Origin of the sequence: Pseudomonas sp. BN417, from assembly GCF_029871205.1 — a bacterium.
Lineage (GTDB): Bacteria > Pseudomonadota > Gammaproteobacteria > Pseudomonadales > Pseudomonadaceae > Metapseudomonas.
In genome coordinates this window covers 15,906-41,927 of sequence record NZ_SSOJ01000145.1, presented here as the reverse complement: position 1 = coordinate 41,927, position 26,022 = coordinate 15,906, and the positions used below count along the sequence as shown (strand labels likewise).

Here is a 26,022-nt window from a genome sequence, read left to right as displayed (position 1 = left end):
CTGCCCTTGGCGAATGAATTCGCCCCTACAGATTTACCCCGCCACAACGGCCGTTCCTCTCGTCGTCCATCCGGACGATTCCCCGCCTCGAGCAAGCCGCCAGACTCCTCCCCACCGGGGGCGCGCGCCCCCAGAACGACAAGAAGGCAGCCTTATGGAATTCGCGTTCAGCGATGAGCAGGAGATGATCCGCGAGTCCGCCGAGAGCTTTCTCGCGGATGTATCCGACTCCGCCGCCGTGCGGGCGGCCATGGCCAGCGAGCTGGGCCATGACCCCGCGCTCTGGCAGCGCCTGTGCACCGAGATGGTCTGGCCGGCCATCCATATCCCCGAAGAGTACGGCGGCCTTGGCCTGGGCTTCGTCGAGCTGGCCATCCTGCTGGAGCAGATGGGCCGGCGCCTGCTCTGTTCACCCTTTTTCGCCAGCGCCTGCCTGGCCACCCCGGCCTTGCTGCTGGGCGGCGACCAGGCGCAGAAGCAGCGCTGGCTGCCGCAGCTGGCGGAGGGCAGCCTGACCGCCACCCTGGCCTGGGCGAGCAACAACCGCAACGGCCTGGACGCGGTGCAGGCCAGCGTCCGTGCCGAGGGCAGCGGTTTCGTGATCGACGGCACCCTGCGCCAGGTGGTGGATGGCCACAGCGCCGGCCTGCTGATCGTCGCCGCTCGCGACAGCGAGGGCGTCAGCCTGTTTGCCGTGCCGGCCGACACCGCCGGCATCAGCCGTCGCCTCACGCCCACCCTGGACCAGACCCGCAAGCTCGCCGAGGTGAGCCTGCAGCAGGTCTATGTGCAGGCCGATGCCCGCCTGGGCGCGCCGGGGCAGGGTGGCGAGTTGCTGGAGAAGGTCCTGCAGCTGGCCTGTGCGGCCCAGGCCGCCGAGCAGACCGGCGGCGCCCAGCAGGCCCTCGACCTGACCCTGGCCTACGTCGCCGAGCGCCAGCAGTTCGGCCGCGCCATCGCCAGCTTCCAGGCTATCAAGCACCGCGCCGCCGACATGATGCTGGAGGTGGAGTGCGCACGCTCCGCCGCCTACTACGCCGCCTGTGTGGCCGAGGAAGCCCTGGCGGCCAATGGCGAGGCCGCGGTCGCCGGCGAACTGCCCCTGGCCGCTGCCCTGGCCAAGGCGCGCTGCTCGGAAGCCTTCTTCCACTGCGCGGCGGAGTCCATCCAGTTGCACGGTGGCGTCGGCTTCACCTGGGAATACGACCCGCACCTCTATTTCAAGCGCGCCCGGGCCAGCGAGGCCTTCCTCGGCGCGCCGTCCTGGCACCGCGAGCGCATCGCCGCCGCCCTCCTGGGGGAAATCGCATGAAGATCAGTTTCAGTGAGGCCGATGAAGCCTTCCGCCTCGAGGTCGCCAGCTGGTTGGCGGACAACCTGTGCGGCGAGTTCGAGCCGTTGCGCTTTCGCGGCGGGCCGGGGGACGAACACAGCTTCCCCGAGGAGCGCAAGGCCTGGGAGCGCAAGCTCGCCGAAGGTGGCTGGACCTGCGTCGGCTGGGCGAAGGAGCACGGCGGGCGCGGCCTGTCCATCAGCCAGCAGGTGATCTTCCACGAGGAATACGCCCGCGTCGGCGGGCCGGGGCGCATGGGCCACATAGGCGAAGGCCTGGCCGGGCCGACCATCGCCGCGTTCGGCACCGAGGAGCAGAAGCGCCGGCTGCTGCCGGGGATAGTCGCCGGCACCGAATTCTGGTGCCAGGGTTATTCCGAACCGGGTGCCGGCTCGGACCTGGCCAACGTGAAGACCCGCGCGGTGCTGGACGAAGCCAGCGGCAAATGGCGCATCAGCGGGCAGAAGGTCTGGACCTCGCTCGCCCACGAGTCCGAGTGGTGCTTCGTGATTGCCCGCACCACAGCGGGCAGCGTCGGCCACCAGGGCCTGTCCTTCCTGCTGGTGCCCATGGCCCAGTCCGGCATCACGGTGCGCCCGATCGAGCAGCTCACCGGCACCTCGGAGTTCAACGAGGTGTTCTTCGATGATGCCGAAACCGACGCCACCAATATCCTCGGCGCGCCCGGCGATGGCTGGAAGATCGCCATGGCCCTGCTCGGTTTCGAGCGCGGCGTGTCTACACTCGGCCAGCAGATGCTGTTCCAGAACGAACTGGAAGAAATCATCCGCATTGCCAAGGCCAACGGCGCCGACCGCGACCCGCTGCTGCGCCAGCGCATCGCCGAAGCCTGGGGCGGGCTGCGCATCCTGCGCTACAACTCCCTGCGCATGCTTTCCGGTGCCCAGGACGGCTCGCTGCGCCGCGAGGCGATGATCTACAAGCTGTGCTGGGCCAACTGGCACGTCGACCTGGGCAAGCTGGCCATGGACGTGCTCGGCCCGGACGCCGAGCTGCTGGAAGGCGGTCCCTACGAGCTGGGCCGCCTGCAGTCGATGTTCCTCTTCAGCCGCTCCGACACCATCTACGGCGGCACCAACGAAATCCAACGCAACATCATCGCCGAACGCGCGCTGGGCATGCCCCGCGAGCCGCGCGTGCGCGCCTGATTCGAGGACCTTGCATGAACATTCCCAACTACGTTCCCGGCCATGGCCTGCTGCGCGGCAAGTCGGTGCTGATTACCGCCGCGGCCGGCGCCGGCATCGGCTACTCCGCCGCCCTGCGTGCCGCCGAGGAAGGCTGCCGGGCGCTGATGATCAGCGACATCCACGAAGGCCGTCTGCAGGAAGCGGCCCTGAAGATCCGCGAAGCCACCGGGCTGGACAGGGTCTACACCCGCGAGTGCAACGTCACCTCGGAAGAACAGGTGCAGGCCCTGGTGGCCGCCGCCGAACGTGACCTGGACGGCGTCGATGTGCTGATCAACAACGCCGGCATGGGCGGCTCCCGCTTGCTGGTGGAGATGAGCGACGAGGAGTGGAACCGGGTGCTGGACGTGACCCTCACCGGCACCATGCGCATGACCCGCGCCATGCTGCCGAAGATGATGGAGCGCCAGCGGGGCGTGATCGTCAACAACGCCTCGGTGCTCGGCTGGCGTGCGCAGAAGGAGCAGAGCCACTACGCCGCGGCCAAGGCCGGGGTGATGGCACTGACCCGCTGCGCGGCGGTGGAAGCTGCCGAGCATGGCATCCGCATCAACGCGGTGAGCCCGAGCATCGCCCTGCACGACTTCCTGAAGAAATCCGCGCCCAAGGAACTCCTCGACCAGCTCGCCTCGCGCGAGGCCTTCGGCCGCGCCGCCGAAGTCTGGGAAGTGGCCAACGTGATGATGTTCCTGGCCAGCGACTACAGCTCCTACATGACCGGCGAAGTGCTGTCGGTCTCCAGCCAGAGGGCCTGAGCATGGCGGTCATTTTCGACACTCCCTTCGCCCTGCTGGAACGCGTCGGCGAGCAACTCGGCCACAGCGACTGGATCAGCGTGGAGCAGTCGCGCATCGACCAGTTCGCCGAAGCCACCGGCGATCACCAGTGGATTCACGTCGACCCGGCTCGCGCCGCCAGCGGCCCCTTCGGTGCCTGCATTGCCCACGGCTACCTGACCCTGGCCCTGGTCAACCTGTTCCTGCCGCAGATTGTCGAGGTACGCGGCATTTCCATGGGGGTGAACTACGGCTGCGACAAGGTGCGCTTCCCCAACGTGGTGCGCGCCGGCAGTCGGGTACGCGGCAGCGCCCAGCTGGTGGCCGCCGAGGAAGTGAAGGGCGGGGTGCAGGCCACCATCCGCGTCAGCGTGGAGATCGAGGGAGAAGAGCGTCCCGGCTGTGTGGTGGACACCATCAGCCGCTACTACCCGGCGGGCTGAGGCCTGCCTTTGCTTTTCCTGTGGGGGCGAATTCATTCGCTATGCAGACCGCAAGTCTGCCCTGCGAGGCCAAACGGGGCAGCTGCGCTGCCCTTAGCGAATGAATTCGCCCCCACAAAAAGAGGCCCCAGCAGGCCAATGAATTCGAGGACAACCAGATGAAAGAAGCCGTAATCGTCTCCACCGCCCGTACCCCCATCGGCAAGGCCTTCCGTGGGGCCTTCAACGACACCGAGGCGCCGCTGATGGGCGGCCATGTAGTGCGCGAGGCGGTGCGCCGCGCCGGCATCGAACCGGGCGAGGTGGACGACGTGATCATGGGCGCCGCCGCCCAGCAGGGCACCCAGGCCTATAACCTCGGTCGCCTCTGCGCGGTGGCCGCCGGCCTGCCGAACAGCGTCTCCGGCATGGCGGTGGAGCGCCAGTGCTCTTCGGGCCTGATGAGCATCGCCCTGGCTGCCAAGAGCATCATGTGCGACGAGATCGACATCGCCGTGGCCGGTGGCCTGGAGTCCATCTCCCTGGTGCAGAACAAGCACAAGAACAGCTACCGCAACCAGTCCGAAGCGGTGCTGCTACACGACCCGCGCGCCTATATCCCGATGATCGAAACGGCGGAGATCGTTTCCGAACGCTATGGCATCTCCCGCGAGGCCCAGGACGAGTACAGCTACCACAGCCAGATGCGTACCGCGCTGGCGCAGAGCGCCGGATTGTTCGACGCGGAACTCGCGCCGCTCACCGTGCGCAAGCTGGTGCTGGACAAGGCTACGGGCGAGAGCCGCCACGAATCTGTGACCCTGACCCGCGACGAATGCAACCGTGCCGACACCACCCGCGAAAGCCTGCAGGCGCTGGAGCCGGTGTGGCAGGGCGGCCAGTGGACCAGCGCCGGCCGCTTCATCACCGCCGGCAACGCCTCGCAACTCTCCGACGGCGCTTCGGCATCCTTGCTGATGAGCGCGCAGATGGCCGAGCGCCGTGGCCTGGAGCCCCTCGGCATCTACCGCGGCCTGGCGGTGGCCGGCTGCAACGCTGACGAGATGGGCATCGGCCCGGTCTATGCCATTCCCAAGCTGCTCAAGCGTCACGGCCTGAAGATGGACCACATCGGCCTCTGGGAGCTGAACGAGGCGTTCGCCTGCCAGGTGATCCACTGCCGCGACACCCTGGGGATTCCCGACGAGCGCCTGAACGTCAACGGCGGCGCCATCTCCATCGGCCACCCGTTCGGCATGTCCGGCGCGCGGATGGTCGGCCACGCGCTGATCGAGGGCAAGCGCCGCGGTCTGCGTTACGTGGTGGTGACCATGTGCATCGGCGGCGGCATGGGCGCTGCCGCCCTGTTCGAAGTGGCCTGAGGAGCATCTCGATGATCAGTGAACAGCAGGTGCGGGCGACACTCGCCCGCTATGTGGAACTGGTGAGTGCCGTCGATATCGACGGCATCCTCGCCCTGTATGCAGCGGACGCGGTGGTCGAGGACCCGGTGGGCAAGCCGCCCTACGTGGGCATCGAGGCCATCGCGCGCTTCTACCGCGAGGGGCTGGGGCGCCTGGACGCCACCGCCCGCCTCGACGGTTCGATCCGCGCCACCCGCGGCTGCGGCGCCGTGCCCTTTTGCGTCGACCTCGACTGGGGCGGTCGCCTCAGCACCATCGAGGTGATCGATGTGATGGAGTTCGACGCCGACGGCCGAATCCGCTCCATGAAAGCCTATTGGGGCGAAGCCAACATGATCGCGAGGGAACAGCCATGAACCTGGAACAACGCATTGCCCGCCTCGAAGCCGTCGAGGCCATCCGCCAGCTCAAGCACCGCTACCTCAACGCCTGCGACCTGAAGCAGGTGGCGGCGATCCGCGACTGCTTCGCCGAAGGCGAGATCGCCATCGACTACGGCCCCGTCGGCTCCTTCGGGGACCGCGACAGCTTCGTCGCGCTCTACGAATCGCTGGCTTGCAACGAGCGGGTGATCGACCTGCATCACGGCGCCAACCCGGAGATCGAGCTGGTTGCCGAGGACGAAGCCAAGGCGCGCTGGGCGCTGTACTACTTCAACCTGGACGCGGAAACCGGCGCCACGCGGCAGCTGGGCGGGGTCTACCAGGACCGTTACCGGTGCATCGATGGGCAGTGGAAGATAGTCGAGACGGCCTTCAGGGCGCATTCGATGGTGGAGTCCGCTGCGCGGACCTGATGGGTATCGCGTTGCTCCACCCATCCTACGTGGCACTCCGTAGGATGGGTGGAGCGGAGCGATACCCATCGGCTTCTCAATTCACTCCCGCCGCTTCCAGGAACGCCGGATTCTCCCCACCGCCATGCACACAGATATCCACGCCGCTCACGTACCCGGCCATGGGTGACGCCAGGTACAGGCAGGCATCGCCTATATCGCCAGGGCTGGCCATGCGTTGCAGGGGAATGCTGGCGGCCACCCGCGCCACGCCCTCGGCATCGCCGTAATGCATCTCGGCCTGCTCGGTGAGGATCAGCCCAGCAGTCACCGCGTTCACCCGCACCTTCGGCGCCCACTCCACTGCCAGCGAGCGGGTCAGGTTGAGCAGTCCGGCCTTGGCGGCGCCATAGGCGGCGGTACCGGGGGAGGGGCGGATGGCGCTGACGCTGCAGATATTGATGATGACGCCGCCTTCGACCTGCTCCTGCATCACCCGGTTGGCCAGCTGGCAGAGGTTGAGCGGGGCCAGCAGGTTGAGGCGGATGATGGATTCGGAGAAGCGCGGTGAAACCGTGGCGGCATCCGCATGAGGTGCGCCGCCGGCGTTGTTGACCAGCACGTCCAGGCGCCCGAAGCGCTCGGCAATGGCATCCACCAGGCCCTGCAACTGGTCCAGGTCGCGCACGTCGCAGGGCAGGAACGCCGCTTCGCGGCCATTGTGGGCCGGCAGCTCCTCCGGGGCGTTGCGCCCGCAGATCACCACCTGGGCGCCGCGTTCGAGGAAGCGCTGGCTGATGCCGCGCCCCACACCCTTGCCGCCACCGGTCACCAGTACCACCTTGCCGCTGAAATCCATCGGGTCGCCCATGGCTGCCTCGCTTGTCGGTTCTCGATGGGGAGAGGCTAGGGATTGCACGGCGATTCGCCCACGTCCGAGAGGACTAGGGGCGATGCGGGGCAGAGATCTTGTGGAGGGACTCCTTGTGGGGGCGAATTCATTCGCTACGGGCAGCGCAGCTGCCCCTGGGGCCTTGCAGGGCAGACCTGCGGTCTGCTTAGCGAATGAATTCGCCCCCACAGAAAATCAGCCCACAGGAAACAGCCCGCTGCGGTTGCTAGTCCTCTCGGACGATGTTGCCCGCCCGGCCCGCCCGAATAATCCCGACACAACTACAAGCCGAGGAGAGTCCCATGGACGCGCTACCGCAAGGGCGATTCGTCACGCTGCCGGATGGCCTGCGCCTGCACTATCTGGAGGCCGGCGAGGGCGAGCCGGTGGTCTTCATCCATGGCAGCGGCCCCGGCGCCAGCGGCCACAGCAACTTCAAGCAGAACTACCCGGTGTTTGCCAGCTTCGGCTACCGCGCCATCGTCCCGGACCTGCCGGGCTACGGCCGTTCCGACAAGCCGGAAACCACCTACAGCCTGGACTTCTTCGTCGACGCCCTGACCGGTCTGCTGGACGCCCTGGATATCCAGCGCTGCGTGCTGGTGGGCAACTCCCTGGGCGGCGCCATCGCCATCAAGCTGGCGCTGGATGCGCCGCAGCGCGTCAGCCGCCTGGTGCTGATGGCCCCCGGCGGACTGATGGAGAAGGAGCAGTACTACCTGCAGATGGAAGGCATCCAGAAGATGGGCGCGGCCTTTGCCAACGGCGAGCTGAACGACGCCGACGGCATGCGCCGCCTGCTCGGGCTGCAGCTCTTCGACCCGAGCCTGATCAGCGATGAAACCGTCAACGAGCGCGTTGCCGTGGTGCAGCAGCAGCCGCGCTGCGTGCTCAGCACCATGCAGGTGCCGAACATGGCCGCGCGCCTGTCCGAGCTGGCCTGCCCGATCCTCGGCTTCTGGGGCATGAACGACAAGTTCTGCCCATCCTCCGGCGCCCAGACCATGCTGGAGGCCTGTCGCAACATCCGTTTCGTGATGCTCAGCGAATGCGGCCACTGGGTGATGGTGGAGCACCGCGAGCTGTTCAACCGCACCTGCCTGGACTTCCTCGCGGAGGGCCGGCCATGAGCGAAGCCCTGCAACGCCAGTACGGTGAAGAGCTCTACCAGGCCCTGCTGAAGGCCCAGACCCTGGCCCCCCTGACCGACCGCTGGCCGGAAATCACCATCGAGGACGCCTACCGCATTTCCCTCTACAGCATCGAGCGCCGCGTGGCGGCGGGCGACGCCATAGTCGGCAAGAAGATCGGCGTCACCTCCGAGGCCGTGCAGCGCATGCTCAACGTGCACCAGCCGGACTTCGGCTTCATCACCCGCGAGATGTGGTTCGACGACGGGGCGGAGATTTCCCTCTCCGCCAATCGCCTGATCCAGCCCCGCGCCGAGGGCGAGATTGCCTTCAAGCTCAAGCACGACCTGGTGGGCCCCGGCGTCACCGAGCAGGACGTGCTGGACGCCACCGAATGCGTGATGCCCTGCTTCGAGATCGTCGACTCGCGCATCCACGACTGGAAGATCCGCATCCAGGACACCGTGGCCGACAACGCCTCCTGCGGAGTCTTCGTGATCGGCCGCGAGGCGCGCGACCCGCGCGAGCTGGACCTGCCGAACCTGCGCATGCAGGTATTCAAGAACGGCGAAAAGATCAGCGAAGGCCTGGGCTCGGCGGTGCAGGGCAACCCGCTCACCGCGGTGGCCTGGCTGGCCAACACCCTGGGTGCCTTCGGCATCCCGTTCAAGGCCGGGGAAATCATCCTCTCCGGCTCGCTGGTGCCGCTGGAACCGGCCCGCTCCGGCGACGAATTCTCACTGACCATCGATGGCCTGGGCAGCGCCCGGGTGTCCTTCTGCGCCTGACTCCGGGGGAATGGAGATGAGCAAGAAACTGAAAGCGGCCATCATCGGGCCGGGCAATATTGGTACCGACCTGCTGATCAAGATGCGCCGTTCGGAATGGATCGAACCGGTGTGGATGGTGGGCGTCGACCCGACTTCCGAAGGCCTCAAGCGTGCCGCCGAATTCGGCCTGAAGACCACGTCAGAGGGTGTCGACGGCCTGCTGCCCCATGTGCTGGACGACGATATCCGCATCGCCTTCGACGCCACCTCGGCTTATGTGCATGCGGAGAACAGCCGCAAGCTCAACGAGCTTGGCGTGATCATGATCGACCTCACCCCGGCGGCCATCGGCCCCTACTGCGTGCCGCCGGTGAACCTCAAGGAGCATGCGGCCAAGCTGGCGCTGAACGTCAACATGGTCACCTGCGGCGGCCAGGCCACCATCCCCATGGTGGCGGCGGTCTCCCGCGTGCAGCCGGTGGAGTATGGCGAGATTGTCGCCACCGTGTCCTCGCGCTCGGTGGGCCCGGGCACCCGGCAGAACATCGACGAGTTCACCCGCACTACCGCCGGTGCCGTGGAGAAAATCGGCGGCGCCAAGCGCGGCAAGGCCATCATCGTGATCAACCCGGCCGAACCGCCGCTGATGATGCGCGACACCATCCACTGCCTCACCGAAGGTGAGCCGGACCAGGCGGAAATCCGTGCCTCGGTGCTGCACATGGTCAAGGAAGTGCAGCGCTACGTGCCGGGCTACAAGCTGATCAACGGCCCGGTGTTCGACGGCCGCAAGGTGTCGATCTTCATCGAGGTAGAAGGCCTGGGCGACTTCCTGCCCAAGTCCGCCGGCAACCTGGACATCATGACCGCCGCCGGCCTGCGCACCGCCGAGATGTTCGCCGAAGAAGCCCACAAGGGCGCCCTGACGCTCCCAGCCCGTTGATTGGAGATACCCCATGAACCTTCAAGGTAAGAGCGTGCGCCTGCACGACATGAGCCTGCGCGACGGCATGCATGCCAAGCGCCACCAGATCAGCCTGGACGAGATGGTCGCGGTGGCCACCGGCCTCGACGCCGCCGGCGTGCCGCTGATCGAGATCACCCACGGCGACGGCCTGGGCGGCTCCTCGCTGAACTACGGCTTCCCGGCCCACAGCGACGAGGAGTACTTCGACGCGGTGATTCCCAAGCTCAAGCAGGCCAAGGTTTCCGCCCTCCTGCTGCCGGGTATCGGCACGGTCGACCACCTGAAGATGGCCCACGACTGCGGCGTGTCCACCATCCGCGTCGCCACCCATTGCACCGAGGCCGACGTCTCCGGCCAGCACATCGGCATGGCGGCGAAGATGGGTCTCGACACCGTCGGCTTCCTGATGATGGCGCACATGGTCAGCGCCGAGAAATTGCTCGAACAAGCAAGGCTGATGCAGAGCTACGGCGCCAACTGCATCTACTGCACCGACTCGGCCGGCTACATGCTGCCCGACGAAGTGACCGAGAAGATCGGCGTGCTGCGCGCCGGGCTGGATGCCAATGTCGAGGTGGGCTTCCACGGCCACCACAACATGGGCATGGCGATCGCCAACTCCCTGGCGGCCATCGAGGCCGGCGCCGCGCGCATCGACGGCTCGGTGGCGGGCCTCGGCGCTGGCGCCGGCAACACCCCGCTGGAGGTGTTCGTGGCGGTGCTGGAGCGCATGGGCGTGCAGACCGGCATCGACCTCTACAAGATCATGGACGTGGCCGAGGACCTGGTGGTGCCGATGATGGACCAGCCGATCCGCGTCGACCGCGATGCCCTGACCCTGGGCTATGCCGGCGTCTACAGCTCGTTCCTGTTGTTCGCCAAGCGCGCCGAGCAGAAGTACGGCATCCAGGCCCGCGAGCTGCTGGTGGAACTGGGCCGTCGCGGCACCGTGGGTGGGCAGGAGGACATGATCGAGGACCTGGCCCTTACCATGTCGCGCCAGCGTGGGGTGTTGCCGACCTGAGGGTCCAGGCAGCGAGCGGGACCGGGTTTCCCTCACCCCAGCCCTCTCCCTGAGGGAGAGGGGGCAGTCCGCGAGATGGCTGAGCCGTGAGTCACCCCTCTCCCTTCGGGAGAGGGGCCGGGGGTGAGGGAAGTAAGTCTCGCGCAGAGCCTCACACCCTGTTGCCACTCCCTCTTTTCCTGGCCTGCGCCAGCAGCGCCGGGCCTATCTCCTCCAGCGGCAGCACCGCTTCCGCCGCGCCTATCTCGGCGGCTTCCCGGGGCATGCCATAGACCACGCAACTGGCTTCGTCCTGGGCGACGGTGTAGCCGCCGGACTCGCGGATTTCCAGCAGGCCGCGGGCGCCGTCCTTGCCCATGCCGGTGAGCAGGGCGGCGATCAGGTTGCGCCCGGCGCAGCGGGCGGCGCTGTTGAACATCACATCCACGGCCGGGCGGTGGCCATTGACCGGCGGGGCTTCCGATAGCCGTGCCACGTAGTTGGCGCCGGAGCGCGCCACTTCCATGTGCAGGCCGCCGGGGGCGAGGAGGGCGGTGCCGGGGAGGATGCGGTCGCCGTCGCGGGCCTCACAGACGCTGATGCGGCAGAGGCGGTCCAGCCGCGCGGCGAATGAGCGGGTGAAGCCCGGCGGCATGTGCTGGGTGATGACCACGCCCGGGCTGTCCGCCGGCAAGCCGAGCAGCACATCCTTGATGGCTTCGGTGCCGCCGGTGGAGGCGCCGATGGCGATGAGTTTTTCGGTACCGACTATGGGCAGGCCTCGCTCCACGGGGCGCTGCGCGGTGGCCGGGTTGCGCCGGACCATGCGCGCGCGGGCGGCCACCTTGAGCTTGGCGCGGATCTCCTCGGCATAGGCCTGCATGCCTTCGGCGATGCCCAGCTTCGGCTTGGCGACGAAGTCGATGGCGCCCAGCTCCAGGGCGCGCAGGGTGGCCTCCGAACCGCGCTCGGTGAGGGAGGAAATCATCACCACGGGCGTCGGCCGGCCCTTCATCAGCTTGTCGAGGAAGGTCAGGCCGTCCATGCGCGGCATTTCCACGTCCAGGGTGATGACGTCGGGCGAATGCTGCTTGATCAGGTCGCGGGCGGCGAAAGCGTCGGGCGCCACGCCCACCAGTTGCAGTTCGGCGTCGGCGCGGACGATCTCGCTGAGCAGGCTGCGGATCAGCGCGGAGTCGTCCACCACCAGGACCTTGATCGCCACGCGTTCACTCCTTGAACAGGTCGTAGGGGCCCAACGCTTCGCCGCGCTTGAGGTAGAGGATGTATTCCAGTTCGCGCTGCAGGATGGTGTCGTTGTGCAGGCTCCTGAGCTTCTTCAGCAGCACCTTGCCGCTGGACGGGAAGATGTAGATCTTGCGCGCGTATGCGCCCAGCACATCCTCGCCCAGCAGGGGAATGCCTTCGGTGTCCAGGTAGCTGTGGACGAATTCCACGGTGCGCAGGGTGGCGTCGTGGCGCAGCAGGTCGTTGGGCAGGTTGCCGGCGCCGAACACCTTGGCTTCCAGCTGGTGGCGGCGGGCGCCCTGGCGCAGCATCTCCTCGATGAGCTGTTCCATGATGCGCACCCCGTGGTGGGTGACGGCGCTGGCCAGCCCGCTGCCTCGGCCGGTCTCGGGCAACAGGAAGTGGTTCATGCCGCCAATGCCGCGTTGGTGGTCGAACAGGCAGACGGCCAGGCAGCTGCCGAGCACGGTGACCAGCACCTGGTCTTCGCTGGTGACGTAGTACTCGCCTGGCAGCACCTTGACTGCCGGCAGCTGGTAGTCGGGGTCGAAGTAGCGATTGGCGGCGATGGCGCCTGCGGTTTCTCCTTTCATGCCGGAACTCCTGTAATGGGCCTGTAGACGGTGCGGCTGACCAGCTTCACCACATGGCTGGCCTGGACAAAGCTCTCCGAGTGCCCGGCAAAGAATAGACCGTCCGGCCGCAGCAGCCGCACCATGCGCTCCAGAAGCTGGGACTGGGTGGTCTTGTCGAAGTAGATCATCACGTTGCGGCAGAAGATCCCGTCGAAGCCGCCGGGCAGGCGCCAGTCCACATCCAGCAGGTTGATGCGGCGGAACTCCACCATCTGCCGCAACTCCGGGACCACACGCGCCAGGCCGGAATTGCTGCCGGTGCCGCGCTGGAAGTAGCGCTTCTTCAGCTCAGGCTCCAACTGGTCGATGCGCTCCAGCGAATAGACGCCACGCCGCGCGGTTTCCAGCACGCCGGTGTCGATGTCCGAGGCGATGATCTGCACGCCCTGGGCGCGGTCGCCCAGGGCCTGGTGCAGGGCGATCGCCATGGAGTAGGGCTCTTCCCCGGTGCTGGAAGCGGCTGACCAGAAGCGCAGTGGCCGGCCTCGGCGCTGGGGTTCGCTGGCCAGGGCGGCGAGATGCGCGAAGTGGTGCCGTTCGCGGAAGAAGGCGGTGATGTTGGTGGTCAGGCAATTGATAAAGGGCTGCCATTCCTCGGGGTGCTGGTCGAGGTAGGCCAGGTAGCTGGAAAAGCATGGCAACTCGAGCCGGCGCAGGCGTCGCGCCAGGCGGCTGTAGACCATCTGCCGCTTGCTGGCGGCCAGGCTGATCCCGGCACGGCGATAGAGCCGGCTGCGCACCTGCTCGAAGTCGTGGTCGTTGTAGCCGAACTCGTGTTCGCCCAGAACCAGCGCGTTCATCGCGTTACCTCGGAAACCCCCGGCGCCAGGGTGCCGGGGGGAGCATCGTCAGCCGACTGCTAGAACTCTTCCCATTCCTCTTCCTTGCTCCGTGCCGGGCGCCCGGCGGCCCGCTGCTGCCGCGCCGCCGGGGCCTGACGGGTGCCACTGCGGGCGGCGGAAGGCTGGCCGGCGTGGGCCGGGTCCAGCTTGAACACCGCCACCGACTGCGCCATCAGGCCGGCCTGTTCCTGCAGGGCTTCGGCGGCCGCGGCGGCCTGTTCCACCAGGGCGGCGTTCTGCTGGGTCATCTCGTCCATCTGGTTCACTGCGCCGTTGACCTCCTCGATGCCGCGGCTCTGTTCGGTGGAGGCGGCGGCGATCTCGGCCATGATGTCAGTGACCCGCTTGATGGCGATGACGATGTCGCTCATGGTCTGGCCGGCCTGGGCCACCAGGGTGTTGCCGTTTTCTACCTTGCTCACCGAGTCGGAGATCAGCGTCTTGATCTCCTTGGCCGCCGCCGCCGAGCGCTGCGCCAGGGTGCGCACCTCGGCCGCCACCACGGCGAAGCCGCGGCCCTGCTCGCCGGCGCGGGCGGCTTCCACTGCGGCGTTGAGGGCGAGGATGTTGGTCTGGAAGGCGATGCCGTCGATAACGCCGATGATGTCGGCGATTTTCCGAGCCGACTCGTTGATGGCGGTCATGGTGCTGACCACCTTCTGCACCACGTTGCCGCCCTCGGTGGCCACTTCCGAGGCGTTCACCGCCAGGGAGTTGGCCTGTCGCGCGTTCTCGGCGTTGAGTTTCACCGTGCTGGTCAGTTCCTCCATGCTCGAAGCGGTTTCTTCCAGGCTGGAGGCCTGCTGCTCGGTGCGGGTGGAGAGTTCGGCGTTGCCGCTGGAGATTTCGCCGGCGGCGGTGTTGATGGTGTCGGCGGCCTCGCGGATCTGCCCGAGCATGCGTGACAGGCTCTGCGCGGTTTCGTTGGAGTAATCCTTTAGCTCACCGAAGGTGCCCTGGTAGTCGGCGCTGATGCTTTGCGAGAGGTCGCCCTGGGCGAGGGCGCCGAGCATCCGCGAGACATCCTTGAGGCCCTTGTCGGCGGTGTCCACCAGGCTGTTCAGGCCGCTGGCGAGGTTGAGGATGAAGCCGCTCTTGCCTTCTTCGCTGATGCGCTTGGAGAAGTCGCCGGCCGCCGCGGCGCCGACCAGCGCGGCCACTTCGCGCTCGACCTGGACCTCCGCCGTGCGGTCGGCCCATTCCACCACCGAGCCCAGACGCTCGCCGCTGTCGCTGATGACCGGGTTGGCCACCAGGCCGAAGGTCCGCCCGCCGACTTCGATCTGCGTCTTGAAGGTGCTGGTGAAGGTGGCGAGCAGGCGCTTCTGGTGCTCGGGGTTCTTGTGGAACTGGTCGATCGAGCCGCCCAGCAACTTGCTGACCGAGAAGCTGGGCAGTGCCTTGCGCAGGTCCGCCTCGGCGTTCTGCAGCATGCTGGTGACGGTCTTGTTCATGTAGATGATGGTGCGATCGCCGTCGGCGATCATCACGTTGGTGCTGCAATTGTCCAGGGCGCTCTTGATCCGGGTGTTCTCAGCGGCGGCCCGGGCGGCGGCCTGGAGGCGGTCGCGCACGCCGTCGATGGCTTCGGTGATCTGTGCCTTCTTGCCCGGCAGGCGGTCCATGTCGCGGCTGAAGTCGCTGTTGCCGTAGGCGGTGACCACCCGCACCACCTGCATCTTCACCGCAATGTGCGCGGCCACCAGCTCGTTGATGCCGGTGGCGATGCGTGCCTGGGTGCCGGAAAGGCGCTCCACCGGGATGATCTGGTCGATCCAGCCGTCGCTGTGCTGGCGGGTCATTTCCACCAGGGCCTTGTCCAGCGCCTCGGTCTGCACGGCTTCCGCCTGTTGCTGGCGCAGCCCCTTCTGCAGGCGCGCGAGGCCGTCATAGACCTGCGTCCAGATGGGGTCGTCGCTCTGGCCTATGGGTTGATCGAGGTTGCCGTCGGCCAGGGCCTGGATCAGGCCGGCCAGATGCTGCGCGCGAAGCTGTGCTTGTGCTTTTCCGTTGAACAGACCCATGGATTTTCCCCTTGTGTCAGGCTGCGGCTGCTTCGACCAGGGCCATTTCGCGGCTGGTCATCAGCTTCTCGATATCCACCAGGATCAGCATCCGCTCGGCCACGGTGGCAAGGCCCAGCAGGTATTCGGTATCGAAGCTGGCGCCGAATTCCGGCGGCGGCTTGATCTCTTCGCGGCCGAGGGCGATCACGTCGGACACCGAGTCCACCACCGCGCCGACGATGCGCCGGCCGACGTTGAGGATGATGACCACGGTGAACTGGTCGTAGCCGACGTCGGCCAGGTTGAACTTGATGCGCAGGTCGACGATGGGAACGATGGCGCCGCGCAGGTTGATCACGCCCTTGATGAAGGCCGGGCTGTTGGCGATGGCGGTGACCTGGTCGTAGCCGCGAATTTCCTGCACCCGGAGTATGTCGATGGCGTACTCCTCACGGCCGAGGGTGAAGGTCAGGTACTCCTGGGCCGTTTGCCCGGCCTGTTCCGCACTAGGGGAGTTCATGCAGCGCTGCTCCTTGTTGTTGCGCCAGGCCCGGCAGGGCGTCGACGTCGAGGATCAGGGCGACGCTGCCGTCGCCCATGATGGTGGCGCCGGCGATGCCATCGATCCGGCGGAAGTTCTGTTCCAGGCTCTTGATCACCACTTGCTGCTGGCCCACCAGGTCGTCCACCTGCAGGGCGAAGTGGCGGCCGTCGGCTTCGAGGATGACCACTATGGACTGCTCGGCCGGCAATGGCGGGGTGGTCTCGCCGAGCAGGTCGTGCAGCGAGATCAGTGGCAGGTATTCGCCGCGCACGCGGATCACCGCGCCTTCCTCGCCGCCCAGGCTGCGGATGTCGGCGGCCTTGGGTTGCAGGGACTCGACTATGTAGGTCAGCGGGATCACGTAGTGGGTGCGCGCCACGGCGACAATCAGGCCGTCGAGGATCGCCAGGGTCAGCGGCAGGCGGATGCTGATGCGGGTGCCCAGGCCCGCGGCCGATTCGATGTCGATGCGCCCGCCCATGGCCTGGATATTGCGCTTGACCACGTCCATGCCGACGCCGCGCCCGGAGAGGTCGGTGACCACTTCGGCGGTGGAGAAGCCGGGCATGAAGATCAGCTGCCAGACCTCCGCGTCGCTCATGGCGTCGTGCACCGCCAGGTTCTTCTCGCGGGCCTTGGCGAGGATGCGCTCGCGGTCCAGCCCGCGGCCGTCGTCGCTGATTTCGACCACTATGCTGCCCCCCTGGTGGAAGGCGCCCAGGCGCACCGTGCCGCTGGCCGGCTTGCCGGCGGCCAGTCGCGCCTCGGGCAGTTCGATGCCGTGGTCGATGCTGTTGCGCACGATATGGGTGAGCGGGTCGCTCAGGCGCTCGGCCACGCCCTTGTCGAGTTCGGTGTGCTCGCCCTGCAGCAGCAGCTCGACCTGCTTGCCCAGGCGCGCCGAGGTGTCGCGTACCAGGCGCGGGAAGCGGGTGAAGATGAAGCTGATGGGCAACATGCGGATCGACATCACCGATTCCTGCAGGTCGCGGGTGTTGTGCTCCAGCTGCGCCAGGGCCTGATGGATGCGCTCGTGCTGGCTGGGGTCCAGGGCGCCGCCGAGCTGACCGAGCATGGCCTGGGTGATGACCAGCTCGCCCACCAGGTTGATCAGGCTGTCGATCTTTTCCACGCTGACGCGGATCGAGCTGGATTCGCTTTCGCCCGGCTTGCCCGCTGGTAATGGCGAGGCAGGGGCCGGATTTGGCGGCTCGGGGGACGTCACCACTGCGGACGGGGTGCCGGGTGCCTGCTCGAAGAAGCCGAAGGCCGTGTCCTGGGCCTCGGAGGGCGCTCCAGGGGCGTCATCGAAGAAACCGAAGCCGTTGTCCTCGGCGGCAACCGGGGCGTCCTGCAGAAGTGCTCGCAGGCGGGCGACGGTTTCCGCCACCGGCACGCTCGGATCCGGCCGCTGCCGGCGGTGGGCGTCGAGCAAGCGCATCAGTACATCGCGGGCCTGCAGGAACAGGTCGACCATTTCCGCGCGCAGGGCCAGCTGGCCACTGCGGATGCGGTCGAGCAGGGTTTCCAGCTCGTGGGTCACGGCGGTCAGGTCGTCGAAGCCGAACATGCCGGCCGAGCCCTTGATGGAATGGGCGGCGCGGAATATGCCGTTGAGCTCTTCTGCGTCGGGCCGCTGCAGGTCGAGGCCGAGCAGCAGCAGTTCGAGGCTGGCCAGGTGTTCTTCGGTTTCCTCGAAGAACACCTGGAGGAACTGGTTCATCCCGTCGCTCATGGAAAGCGCCTTGTGCCAGGGTCAGGGGAGGACCTTGCGGGTGACTTCCAGCAGCTTCGACGGATCGAAGGGCTTGACCAGCCAACCGGTGGCCCCGGCCGACTTGCCTTGCTGCTTCATGGCGTCGCTGGATTCGGTGGTCAGCATCAGGATCGGCGTGGCGCGGTAACCGGGCAGCCCGCGCAGGCTGCGGATCAGGCTGATGCCATCCATGTTCGGCATGTTCTGGTCGGTGAAGACCAGGTTGTAGGCCTTGCTCTGGGCCTTGCCCAGGCCGTCCTTGCCATCCACCGCCTCGTCCACCAGGTAGCCGGCGGCCTTGAGGGTGAAGCTCAGCATCTGCCTTATCGATGCCGAATCGTCGACTATCAGGATCTGCTTGCTCATCAGGTGCCGCTCTCCATGCCGCTTTTTCTGGGATGAAGCTTTTGTAGGTTGGCGCAGAGCGAAGCGAAGCCCAACGATTGCAGCTGAAAGCCCGCATGTTGGGCTTCGCTCTGCGCCAACCTACGGAACCCTTGCCTTCAGGGTTGATGGCTAGTGGCCATGCTTATGTGTAGATGGGTGCCCTCGGTGCGTCCAGTTCCTGGCGTCAGTCATTCGTCGTCCTGATGGGCGGCGAAGGGCTGATGCCTATCCGATCAGAAAAGCTCCACCTCACCCGCCTTGACGCTGCTCTGGCTCACCGGGTTGGCGACGGGTTTGCGCAGTTCGGCGGTCTCGTTTTCCATCCGCTCCGGCCATTGCTCCGGCGCCAGGCTGCGCAGGCCGCCGAGGCCGGCGGCGAATCCGCCGAGCTTGGCGAAGTGCCTGCACATCTGCCCGAGCAACTGGCTGCTCATGTCCTGGAATTGCAGGGCGGTGATGGCCTGGTCGACGCCCGTGCCCACTTCCAGGGATAGACGGTCCAGTTCCTGGATCACCTTCAGGGTGTGGCGGTTCATGCCTTCCAGGTCTTCCAGCATGTGGTGGACCTGCTGCTTGGAGTCCAGGGCGAAGCCCATGTCCTTGTCGGCCAGCTGGGCGATGGCGGCGTCGGCGTCCTGGAGTTCCCGATAGACCACGTCGACGTGCTGGCGGATCTGTTCCGAGAAGCCGGTGGAGCGGGTGGACAGGGCGCGCACCTCGTCCGCCACCACGGCGAAGCCACGGCCGCTCTCGCCGGCGCGAGCCGCCTCGATGGCGGCGTTCAGCGCCAGCAGGTTGGTCTGCTTGGCGATGGCGTCCATATCCTGGGTGGATTTCAGGATATCGGCGATCTTCTGCGTCACCCGGTCCATGCGTTTCACCAGCTCCTGGGAGGTCTGGCTGGTTTCCAGGGTGGCCTCGACGAACAGGCCTAGGGTGTTGCGGGTGGTGGCGATGAACTCCTGGAAGTTCATGCCGTCGTTGTCCGCCTGCTGGCTGCCGAAGCGTTCGATCAGGGAATGGGAGTGGGTGCGCTGCTGATCGATGCGTGCGGCGAGGCCGCGGAAACTGTCGCCGAGGCGCTGGATGGCGTCCTGCAGCAGGCCGTCTATCTGCCCGGTATGGGCCTGGAGGGTGCCGAGCTGGTCGTCCAGGGCATCCTGGGCCTGCCGCCAGTCAGGCGCTGCGGTGGGTTGCTGCTGGCTGGCCGCGGTCGCAACGGAAGCTGTCTCCCGTTGCAGCCAGACCAGCAGCAGGCTGGCCAGCCATCCCCCGCCCAAGGCCGGCCAGGCCGGCAGGTCGAGGGCGAGCATGCCGGCGCAGGCCAGCCAGACCAGGGAGTGCAGTGCCAGGCCCTTGCAGGCGTTGACGGACGACGAATGCGACATGGTGCACTCCCTTGCCAGGTTGTTTGACCGAACGACGGTGCCTGTAGAGGCCATCGGCAACGCTGGTTAAAACTAGAGGGTCGTGGCGTGCTGTCAAATGGCTATCTGCCAGCTTCCTTCGCCATTCATCCGGTCGTTTCTGCCTCCTCCTCCGGCAGGCTCAGGTAGCGCTGGGCACCGCAGCGCAGGCAGCGCTGGCAGATCATGGGCACGGCGCCCACCTCGGTGCGGAAACCCTCGGTCCAGCGACAACCGAACAGAAAGCAACGAATACGCATGGCTCCTCCCCCGGGGCTGACCCCCTGGTTCGATCGGCAGTGGTGGATGGGACTGCACTCGCCTGGTTCTTGTTGGAGGCATGGATCGGGGGCGAGGATCGGTCGGGCGCCCTAGAGCCGGCAACCTAAAAGGTCGAGCGGTGGGACCGTTGGTCGGGGGGGAGGTACCGCTGGTGACTGAGCCAGGTGCCCGGGGCTGCCTCGCGGCCCCGGGCGTGCCCGTCGTCAGTTCAGGGCCAGATCGGCCTCTGCCGGTTTTTCCCGGGTCCGCAGGACCAACGCACAGAGCGCCGGCAGGAACAGCAGGGTCAGCACGGTACCCACCAGAACCCCGCCGATCAGCACATAGGCCAGGGATGACCAGAACACCGAGAAGGTCAGGGGAATGAAGGCCAGGGCTGCGGCCAGGGCGGTGAGCAGCACCGGGCGGGCGCGGCGTACCGTGGCCTCGATGATCGCCTCGCGCAGCGGCCGGCCGTGAGCCCGCTCCTGCTCGATCTGGTCGGTGAAGATCAGGGTGTTGCGCATCAGGATGCCGCCGATGCCGATCAGCGCCAGGATGGCATTGAAGCCGAAGGGCTGGTCGAACAGCAGCAGCGCCGGCACCGCGCCTATGACTCCCAGCGGGGCGGTGGCGAAGACCATGAACATCACGCCGAAGGAGCGCACCTGGAACATGATTACCACCAGGGTCAGCAGGATCATCACCGGGAACAGCGCGGCGAGGGCCTTGTTGGCCTTGGCGCTTTCCTCCACCGGGCCGGCGATGGTCACCTTGTAGCCCGCCGGCAGCTTGGCGATCAGCGGCTGCAACTCGGCGTACACGGCCTTTTCCACATCCGGCGGCTGGGTGCCGGCAATGATGTCGGCGCGCACTTCGAAGGTGGGCTCGCGGTCGCGGCGCTTGAGGATGGGTTCCTCCATCACCGCCTGGAAGCGACCCACCTGTTCCAGGGGCACCGAGACGCCGGCGGCGTTGGTGATGGTCAGGCCCTCGATACCGCCTAGGTTTTCCCGCTGGGCATTCAGCGCCCGCACCATCACAGCCACGGTACGAGTGCCTTCGCGCACTTCGGTCACCGGGTTGCCGGTAAGCAGGGCATTGAGCTGCGACTTCACCTCATTGGGAGTGAAGCCGAGCAGGCGCAGGCGGTCCTGGTCCAGCACCAGGCGATAGGCGCTGCTGCGCTCGCCCCAGTCGACGAAGGTGTCGCGGGTCATGGCGTTGGCGGCGACCACGGTGCGCACCTCTTCGCTGATCTGCCGCAGCTGGTCGAGGTCCGGGCCGGAAACGCGGAACACCACCGGGAAGGGCACCGGCGGGCCGAACACCAGTTGGGTGACGCGCACCCGCGCCGAGGGGAATTCGCCGGCAGCGATGCGCTCGCGCATGCGCGCCTTGAGGGCGTCGCGCGCCTTGGAGTCAGCGGTCTGCACGATCAGCTTGGCGAAGGCCGGGTCCGGCAACTCGGGGTTCAGGGAGAGGAAGAAGCGCGGCGCGCCGCCACCCACATAGGCGTCCACCAGACGGGTCTGAGGCTCTTCCAGCAGGGCTTTTTCCAGTTGCGCGACCACGGCCTCGGTGGCCTTGAAGGCGCTGCCCGGGGGCATGTAGACCTCTACCAGCAGCTCCGATCGGTCGGAGTTGGGGAAGAACTGCTTCTTCACCACGCCCATGCCCAGGCCGCTGCCGATGAAGGCGAGCACCACCAGGGCGGTGACCGTCTTGCGGTGGCTTACGCACCAGGTGACCAGGGCGCGCAGGCGCTGGTAGAGGCGGGTGGCGTAGAGCGCCTCGTGGCCGCCAGGCACCGGCTTGATGTTGGGCAGCAGCTTGACCCCCAGGTAGGGCGTGAAGAACACCGCCACCAGCCAGGAGGCGAGCAAGGCGAAGCCGACTATCCAGAAGATGTTGCCGGCATATTCGCCCGCACCGGACTTGGCAAAGCCCACCGGCAGGAAGCCGATCACGGTCACCAGGGTGCCGGTGAGCATGGGCGCGGCGGTCGAAGTCCAGGCGAAGGTAGCGGCCTGGACGCGGTCCAGGCCTTCCTCGAGTTTCACCACCATCATCTCGATGGCGATGATGGCGTCGTCCACCAGCAGACCGAGGGAGAGGATCAGCGCGCCGAGGGTGATGCGGTCGAACTCGCGACCGGTCATCAGCATCACCACGAAGACGATGGACAGGGTCAGTGGCACGGCGGCGGCCACCACCAGGCCAACGCGAAAGCCCAGGGCGATCAGGCTGATGAGCATGACCACGCCGAGGGCGACGAAGAACTTGATCATGAATTCGCCCACCGCCAGGCGGATTTTCTCGGCCTGGTCGGAGACCTTGTCGAAGCGTACGCCGAGCGGCAGGTCGGCGTGGATGCGCTCTTCCGCCGCCTGCAGGGACTTGTCCAGGTCCAGGCCGTTGAAGTGCGGGTCCATGATCACGCCGAGCATCAGCGCCGGCGCGCCCTGGTGGCGGATGCGGAAGCTCGGCGGGTCCTCGTAGCCGCGCTGCACGGTGGCGACATCGGCGATGCGCAGCAGCTTGCCGTTGGCGTTGATCGGTACGTTCTCGATCAGTTTCAGGCTGTCGAAGGCGCCGTCCAGGCGGATGTAGGCGCGCGGGCCGGCGGTCTCGACGAAGCCCGCCGGGGCCACGCCGTTCTGCTTGGCCAGGGCCTCGAAGATCTGCTCGGGCTTGAGGCCCAGGGTGGCCAGGCGCTCGTAGGAGAACTCGACGAAGATGCGCTGGGGCTGCTCGCCGAGGATGTTGACCTTCTTCACCCCGGGCAGGCCTAACAGGCTCTGGCGCATGTCCTCGGCCATCTGCACCAGCTGGCGGTGGGGCAGTTGCTCGGCCTCCAGGGCATACAGGGCGAAGTAGACATCCGAGTATTCGTCATTGAAGAAGGGCCCGATCACGCCCTGGGGCAGGCGCTTGGCTTCGTCGGAGAGCTTCTTGCGGGTCTGGTAGAACAGCTCCTGGATGTCCCCCGGCCGGGTGGAGTCGAGGAACTGGATCTTCATCGAGACGAAGCCGGGTTGGGAGATGGTTTCCACGCGGTCGTAGAAGTCCAGTTCCTGCAGGCGCTTCTCCAGGCGGTCGGCCACCTGTTCCTGCATCTCCCGCGCGGTGGCGCCGGGCCAGGCGGCGGTGACGGTCATGGTCTTGACCGTGAAGGACGGGTCTTCGGCGCGGCCCAGCTTGCTGAAGGCGAAGGCGCCGGCGACCAGGGTGGCGATGATCAGGAACAGGGTGACGGCCCGGTTGTGTACCGCGAAGGCGGAGAGGTTGAAGCGGCCCATGTCAGCGCTCCATGGCCAGCGAGGGCGCCGGCAGTTCGCGAATGCTGTCGCCCGCGTTCAGCAGGTGGGCGCCGAGGGCGACGATGCGCTCACCGGGCTGCAGGCTGCCTTCCAGGACCGCCTGTTCCTGCTCCAGGCGCACGACGCGCACTGGTCGCAATTCCACCTTGTTGTCCGCGCCTATGACCCAGACACCGGTGCCCTGGCCCTTGTCGTGAAGGGCGCCGATGGGCACGCGCAACTGCTGCGCCTTGGTGGCGCCGTCCAGGCGCAGGGTGATGGTGGAGCCGATGGCCAGGGCCGCCGAATCGCCGCCCAGGGTGTAGCGGGCGCGGAAAGTGCGGGTGGTAGCGTCGGCCGCTGCGGAGAGTTCGCGCAGGGTGGCGGGTACCGCGTCGGCCGTGGCGCCGTAGGGATAGGCACGCGCCGGATGGTTGGCCAGGGCGCGTTGGGTTTCCGGGATGTCGATCACCGCCTCGCGGGCGCCGTCGTGGGCCAGGCTGGCCACCACTTGACCCTCGGCGACCACCTGGCCGCGGTCGACCCGCACGTCGGTGATCACGCCATCGGCATCGGCCTTGAGGGTGGAGTAAGCGCGGCGGTTCTCCACCTGGGCCGCTTCGGAAGTGGCGGCGGCCTGCTCGGCCTGGGCCACCCGCAGGCGCGTGTTGGCCTGATCGTAGATCTGCCGGGACACGGCACCGGTGCCGGTCAGGCGGCGGTAGCGCCTTTCGTCGTCACTGGCCTGGCGAAGTTCGGCTTCGGCGGCCGTCACCCGGTTGCGGGCGGCGCGCAGGGCCAGTTCGAAATCGGTGTTGTCCAGCACCAGAAGGACGTCGCCCTTGGCCACGCGGGTGCCCGGGTCCACCTTGCGCGCGATCACCTTGCCGCCGACGCGAAAGCCCAGGTCACTGGCCGTGCGGGGTGCCACCACGCCGGTATAGAGCGCGTCCTGCTGGACGGCGGCCTGCACCTGGGTCACCAGCACGGCGCGGGGCAGGGGAGCTGTCACTGTGCTGTCGGCCTGGCTGTGGCAGCCACTCAAGGCCAGCAGGGCGACGGGGATCAGGGCAAGAAGGGCGTTGTGCGGACGATTCATGGAGCGATCCTCGGGTTCGGCGGCGACGGGGCGGGACAACCGCAAGTCGAAAATATGATAGGCATAATCTAATTTCGTGTATATATGTCACTCGTCATTTAAATCGTCGGCCCAGGGGCTGAGCGACCAACGGAGGTACCCGCGATGAACCACGTAGAAGAAAAGGTGGAGAACGGTGCGAGCTGCGCTGCGCCCTCCGGTGTCGGCAGCGATGATTGGCAGGCCCTGGAATGGCAGCTGATGTCCCTGGCGTTGGCTACCGACGAAGAAGGAGCCGAGCAATGAACCCGTCCCGCCTGCTGCTGGCGATCCTCATGGTGCTGACCGCCCTGGGGGAAATCTCCACCCAACTCATCATTCCCGCCCTCGGCGGCATCGAGCAGGGCCTGGGCGCCGGGCATGGCGCCAGCCTCGCCGCACTGTCCGCTTTCGTCGCCGCCTTCGGTCTCGGCCAATTGCTGCTGGGGCCGCTGTCCGACCGGGTGGGCCGCCGCCCGGTGCTGATCGGCGGGCTCAGCCTCTACCTCGCTGCCACAGCCTGGATGCTGCTGGCCGACAGCATGAGTGACTTCATCCTCGGCCGCGTCGCCCAGGGTCTGGGCGCCTGCGCCGCGCTGGTGCTGGCACGGGCCATCGTCCGCGATGTGTGGAAGGCCCAGGCGGCGCCAGCCCTCGCGATGACCGTGATCGGGATGCTCACCGCCATCGCCCTGGCCCCCATGCTGGGCGGCCTGCTGACCCAGTGGGGCGGCTGGCACGCGCCCATCTTCGCCTCCCTGGCGTTGGGCAGCCTCGCTCTGCTGGCGGTATTGGCCTTCTACCGCGAATCGAACCCGAGCCTCGATCCCAAGGCCGGCCACCCGGCGACCCTGGCGCGGGACTACTTCGACCTGCTGACGCAGCGATCCAGCCGCGCCCTGGCGCTGACCCTCGCGGGCACTTACGGAGCGATGTTCGCGGTGGTGGCGGGCTCATCCGCGGTCTATATCGGCCTGCTGGGCCTGAGTTCGGCGGAATACGGCCTGGCCTTCGGCGCGACCATTTCCGGGTTGATCGCCGGGGCCCTGTTCACCCAGCGGCGCATCATGCAGTTGGGGCCGCAGCGCATCGTCGGCATCGGCGTCAGCCTGGTGGCCCTGGGCGCCACCGGCACCCTGCTGGTGCACGCCTCCCTCGGGCTCTCGGTGCTCGGCCTCTCGCTGCCGCAGGTGCTGGTGACCCTGGGCGGCGGCATGTTGATCCCGGCCTCGGTGGCCGGTGTGGTCATGCCCAACGCCCACCGAGCGGGCCTGGCCGCCGGCCTGATGGGCTTCGCCCAGATGCTCGGCGCCACTTGCAGCGGCCTGCTGCTCGGCGCCCTGCAGGACGGCACCGCCTGGCCGATGATCGGCGTGCAAGCCCTGTTCGCCCTGGCCGCCATCAGCGCCTTTACGGTGATGACGCGCAAGGCACGCAGCGCGGCGGTTTCGGCGGCGGGGTGAGCGGTCTGGAGAATGTGTGAATCCGTGGCGGCGAATTCATTGGCTCAGCAGGCCGAAGGCCTGCCCAGGAAGATTCCAGGGGGGCAGCTGTGCTGCCCAAAGCGAATGAATTGGCTCTGTCTGCGTTAGCTGTTGCAGTACCGAATAGAAGCGTCTAGCACGGACCTTTTAGGCCTGCACGCCTGCCTGATACATCCCTCACCCCCGCCCCTCTCCCAGGGGTAGAGGGGTGACTCGCGCCGGATAGGGCGCAGCAATTCTGATGCCCAGTCGTTGCCTGAACTTGTGTGAAAGAGGTGAGGCAAGGACCCCGCCCCGTCAGAAGGCCGAGCGGAATCGTTGCAGAGGGGGA

25 protein-coding genes are annotated in these 26,022 nt (G+C 67.1%); 13 read left to right on the top strand and 12 right to left on the bottom strand.

All coding sequences use genetic code 11. The features are described 5' to 3' along the window. Positions 1 to 154 precede the first annotated feature (154 nt). The 7 genes from E8F11_RS22330 (at position 155) to E8F11_RS22300 (ending at position 5,962) form a co-directional block, all read left to right on the top strand. Positions 155 to 1,312: an acyl-CoA dehydrogenase family protein gene (locus E8F11_RS22330; protein WP_280291066.1), complete on the top strand. Its 1,158-nt coding sequence runs from the start codon at positions 155 to 157 to the stop codon at positions 1,310 to 1,312. Beyond that, the gene (locus E8F11_RS22325; protein WP_280291065.1) at positions 1,309 to 2,502 is read left to right on the top strand and encodes an acyl-CoA dehydrogenase family protein; all 1,194 of its coding nucleotides are present in this window, start codon (positions 1,309 to 1,311) and stop codon (positions 2,500 to 2,502) included. The genes E8F11_RS22330 and E8F11_RS22325 overlap by 4 nt, the downstream gene beginning before the upstream one ends. A gap of 14 nt (positions 2,503 to 2,516) precedes the next feature. Continuing rightward, a complete protein-coding gene (locus E8F11_RS22320; RefSeq protein ID WP_280291064.1) occupies positions 2,517 to 3,299 on the top strand; it encodes an SDR family oxidoreductase in 783 nt (260 codons plus the stop codon). A gap of 2 nt (positions 3,300 to 3,301) precedes the next feature. After that, entirely contained in the window at positions 3,302 to 3,763 is a 462-nt protein-coding gene (locus E8F11_RS22315; RefSeq protein ID WP_280291063.1) for a MaoC family dehydratase, read from the top strand. Positions 3,764 to 3,921: 158 nt separating this feature from the next. After that, the gene (locus E8F11_RS22310) at positions 3,922 to 5,124 is read left to right on the top strand and encodes an acetyl-CoA C-acyltransferase (protein ID WP_280291062.1); all 1,203 of its coding nucleotides are present in this window, start codon (positions 3,922 to 3,924) and stop codon (positions 5,122 to 5,124) included. A gap of 11 nt (positions 5,125 to 5,135) precedes the next feature. Then, a complete protein-coding gene (locus E8F11_RS22305; RefSeq protein WP_280291061.1) occupies positions 5,136 to 5,522 on the top strand; it encodes a nuclear transport factor 2 family protein in 387 nt (128 codons plus the stop codon). Further along, positions 5,519 to 5,962, top strand: a complete 444-nt coding sequence (locus tag E8F11_RS22300; RefSeq protein WP_280291060.1) for a nuclear transport factor 2 family protein — start codon at positions 5,519 to 5,521, stop codon at positions 5,960 to 5,962. The genes E8F11_RS22305 and E8F11_RS22300 overlap by 4 nt, the downstream gene beginning before the upstream one ends. 76 nt (positions 5,963 to 6,038) lie before the next feature. Here the strand turns inward: E8F11_RS22300 and E8F11_RS22295 are convergent, their stop codons facing one another. Further along, on the bottom strand, positions 6,039 to 6,812 hold the full coding sequence (locus E8F11_RS22295) for an SDR family oxidoreductase (RefSeq protein WP_280291059.1): 774 nt from the start codon (positions 6,810 to 6,812) through the stop codon (positions 6,039 to 6,041). A 323-nt stretch (positions 6,813 to 7,135) separates the two neighbouring features. Between E8F11_RS22295 and E8F11_RS22290 the strand changes: the two genes are divergently transcribed. Genes E8F11_RS22290 through dmpG form a run of 4 tightly spaced genes read left to right on the top strand, consistent with a single transcriptional unit; the run spans position 7,136 to position 10,724 of the window. Next, positions 7,136 to 7,963: an alpha/beta fold hydrolase gene (locus E8F11_RS22290; RefSeq protein ID WP_280291058.1), complete on the top strand. Its 828-nt coding sequence runs from the start codon at positions 7,136 to 7,138 to the stop codon at positions 7,961 to 7,963. Further along, the gene (locus E8F11_RS22285; protein ID WP_280291057.1) at positions 7,960 to 8,751 is read left to right on the top strand and encodes a fumarylacetoacetate hydrolase family protein; all 792 of its coding nucleotides are present in this window, start codon (positions 7,960 to 7,962) and stop codon (positions 8,749 to 8,751) included. Before E8F11_RS22290 ends, E8F11_RS22285 begins: the two co-directional genes overlap by 4 nt. A gap of 16 nt (positions 8,752 to 8,767) precedes the next feature. Next, positions 8,768 to 9,676 carry an acetaldehyde dehydrogenase (acetylating) gene (locus tag E8F11_RS22280; protein ID WP_280291056.1) on the top strand — a complete coding sequence of 303 codons (909 nt, stop codon included), beginning with the start codon at positions 8,768 to 8,770 and terminating at the stop codon, positions 9,674 to 9,676. Positions 9,677 to 9,689: 13 nt separating this feature from the next. Beyond that, entirely contained in the window at positions 9,690 to 10,724 is a 1,035-nt protein-coding gene (gene dmpG / locus E8F11_RS22275) for a 4-hydroxy-2-oxovalerate aldolase (protein ID WP_280291055.1), read from the top strand. Between the two features lie 151 nt (positions 10,725 to 10,875). On the opposite strand, the gene E8F11_RS22270 is transcribed toward dmpG, so the two are convergent. From E8F11_RS22270 to E8F11_RS22220, 11 genes are all read right to left on the bottom strand, one after another. Then, complete coding sequence (locus E8F11_RS22270) at positions 10,876 to 11,928, bottom strand: chemotaxis response regulator protein-glutamate methylesterase (protein ID WP_280291054.1); 1,053 nt, start codon at positions 11,926 to 11,928, stop codon at positions 10,876 to 10,878. 4 nt (positions 11,929 to 11,932) lie between these two features. Then, entirely contained in the window at positions 11,933 to 12,544 is a 612-nt protein-coding gene (gene cheD / locus E8F11_RS22265; protein WP_280291053.1) for a chemoreceptor glutamine deamidase CheD, read from the bottom strand. Beyond that, the gene (locus E8F11_RS22260) at positions 12,541 to 13,386 is read right to left on the bottom strand and encodes a CheR family methyltransferase (protein WP_280291052.1); all 846 of its coding nucleotides are present in this window, start codon (positions 13,384 to 13,386) and stop codon (positions 12,541 to 12,543) included. The genes cheD and E8F11_RS22260 overlap by 4 nt, the downstream gene beginning before the upstream one ends. Positions 13,387 to 13,445: 59 nt before the next feature. Then, positions 13,446 to 15,452 (bottom strand): methyl-accepting chemotaxis protein, encoded by a 2,007-nt coding sequence (locus E8F11_RS22255; RefSeq protein WP_280291051.1) that lies wholly within the window; start codon positions 15,450 to 15,452, stop codon positions 13,446 to 13,448. A 16-nt stretch (positions 15,453 to 15,468) separates the two neighbouring features. Continuing rightward, positions 15,469 to 15,954: a chemotaxis protein CheW gene (locus E8F11_RS22250; protein ID WP_280291050.1), complete on the bottom strand. Its 486-nt coding sequence runs from the start codon at positions 15,952 to 15,954 to the stop codon at positions 15,469 to 15,471. Then, positions 15,941 to 17,713: a chemotaxis protein CheW gene (locus tag E8F11_RS22245; RefSeq protein WP_280291049.1), complete on the bottom strand. Its 1,773-nt coding sequence runs from the start codon at positions 17,711 to 17,713 to the stop codon at positions 15,941 to 15,943. The genes E8F11_RS22250 and E8F11_RS22245 overlap by 14 nt, the downstream gene beginning before the upstream one ends. A gap of 21 nt (positions 17,714 to 17,734) precedes the next feature. Further along, complete coding sequence (locus E8F11_RS22240; protein WP_280291047.1) at positions 17,735 to 18,100, bottom strand: response regulator; 366 nt, start codon at positions 18,098 to 18,100, stop codon at positions 17,735 to 17,737. Positions 18,101 to 18,354: 254 nt separating this feature from the next. Beyond that, positions 18,355 to 19,509, bottom strand: coding sequence for a methyl-accepting chemotaxis protein (locus E8F11_RS22235; protein WP_280291046.1), 1,155 nt, complete (start codon positions 19,507 to 19,509; stop codon positions 18,355 to 18,357). 125 nt (positions 19,510 to 19,634) lie between these two features. After that, the gene (locus E8F11_RS22230; protein ID WP_280291045.1) at positions 19,635 to 19,787 is read right to left on the bottom strand and encodes a PSPA7_2676 family Cys-rich small protein; all 153 of its coding nucleotides are present in this window, start codon (positions 19,785 to 19,787) and stop codon (positions 19,635 to 19,637) included. 225 nt (positions 19,788 to 20,012) lie between these two features. After that, positions 20,013 to 23,090 (bottom strand): efflux RND transporter permease subunit, encoded by a 3,078-nt coding sequence (locus tag E8F11_RS22225; RefSeq protein ID WP_280291044.1) that lies wholly within the window; start codon positions 23,088 to 23,090, stop codon positions 20,013 to 20,015. A gap of 1 nt (position 23,091) precedes the next feature. Then, entirely contained in the window at positions 23,092 to 24,189 is a 1,098-nt protein-coding gene (locus E8F11_RS22220) for an efflux RND transporter periplasmic adaptor subunit (protein WP_280291043.1), read from the bottom strand. A gap of 144 nt (positions 24,190 to 24,333) precedes the next feature. Here E8F11_RS22220 and E8F11_RS22215 point away from each other — a divergent pair, with 144 nt between their 5' ends. Together E8F11_RS22215 and E8F11_RS22210 are read left to right on the top strand one after the other, a co-directional pair. Further along, positions 24,334 to 24,474 carry a hypothetical protein gene (locus tag E8F11_RS22215; protein WP_280291042.1) on the top strand — a complete coding sequence of 47 codons (141 nt, stop codon included), beginning with the start codon at positions 24,334 to 24,336 and terminating at the stop codon, positions 24,472 to 24,474. Then, positions 24,471 to 25,670, top strand: coding sequence for an MFS transporter (locus E8F11_RS22210; RefSeq protein WP_280291041.1), 1,200 nt, complete (start codon positions 24,471 to 24,473; stop codon positions 25,668 to 25,670). Before E8F11_RS22215 ends, E8F11_RS22210 begins: the two co-directional genes overlap by 4 nt. The last annotated feature ends 352 nt before the right edge of the window (positions 25,671 to 26,022 follow it).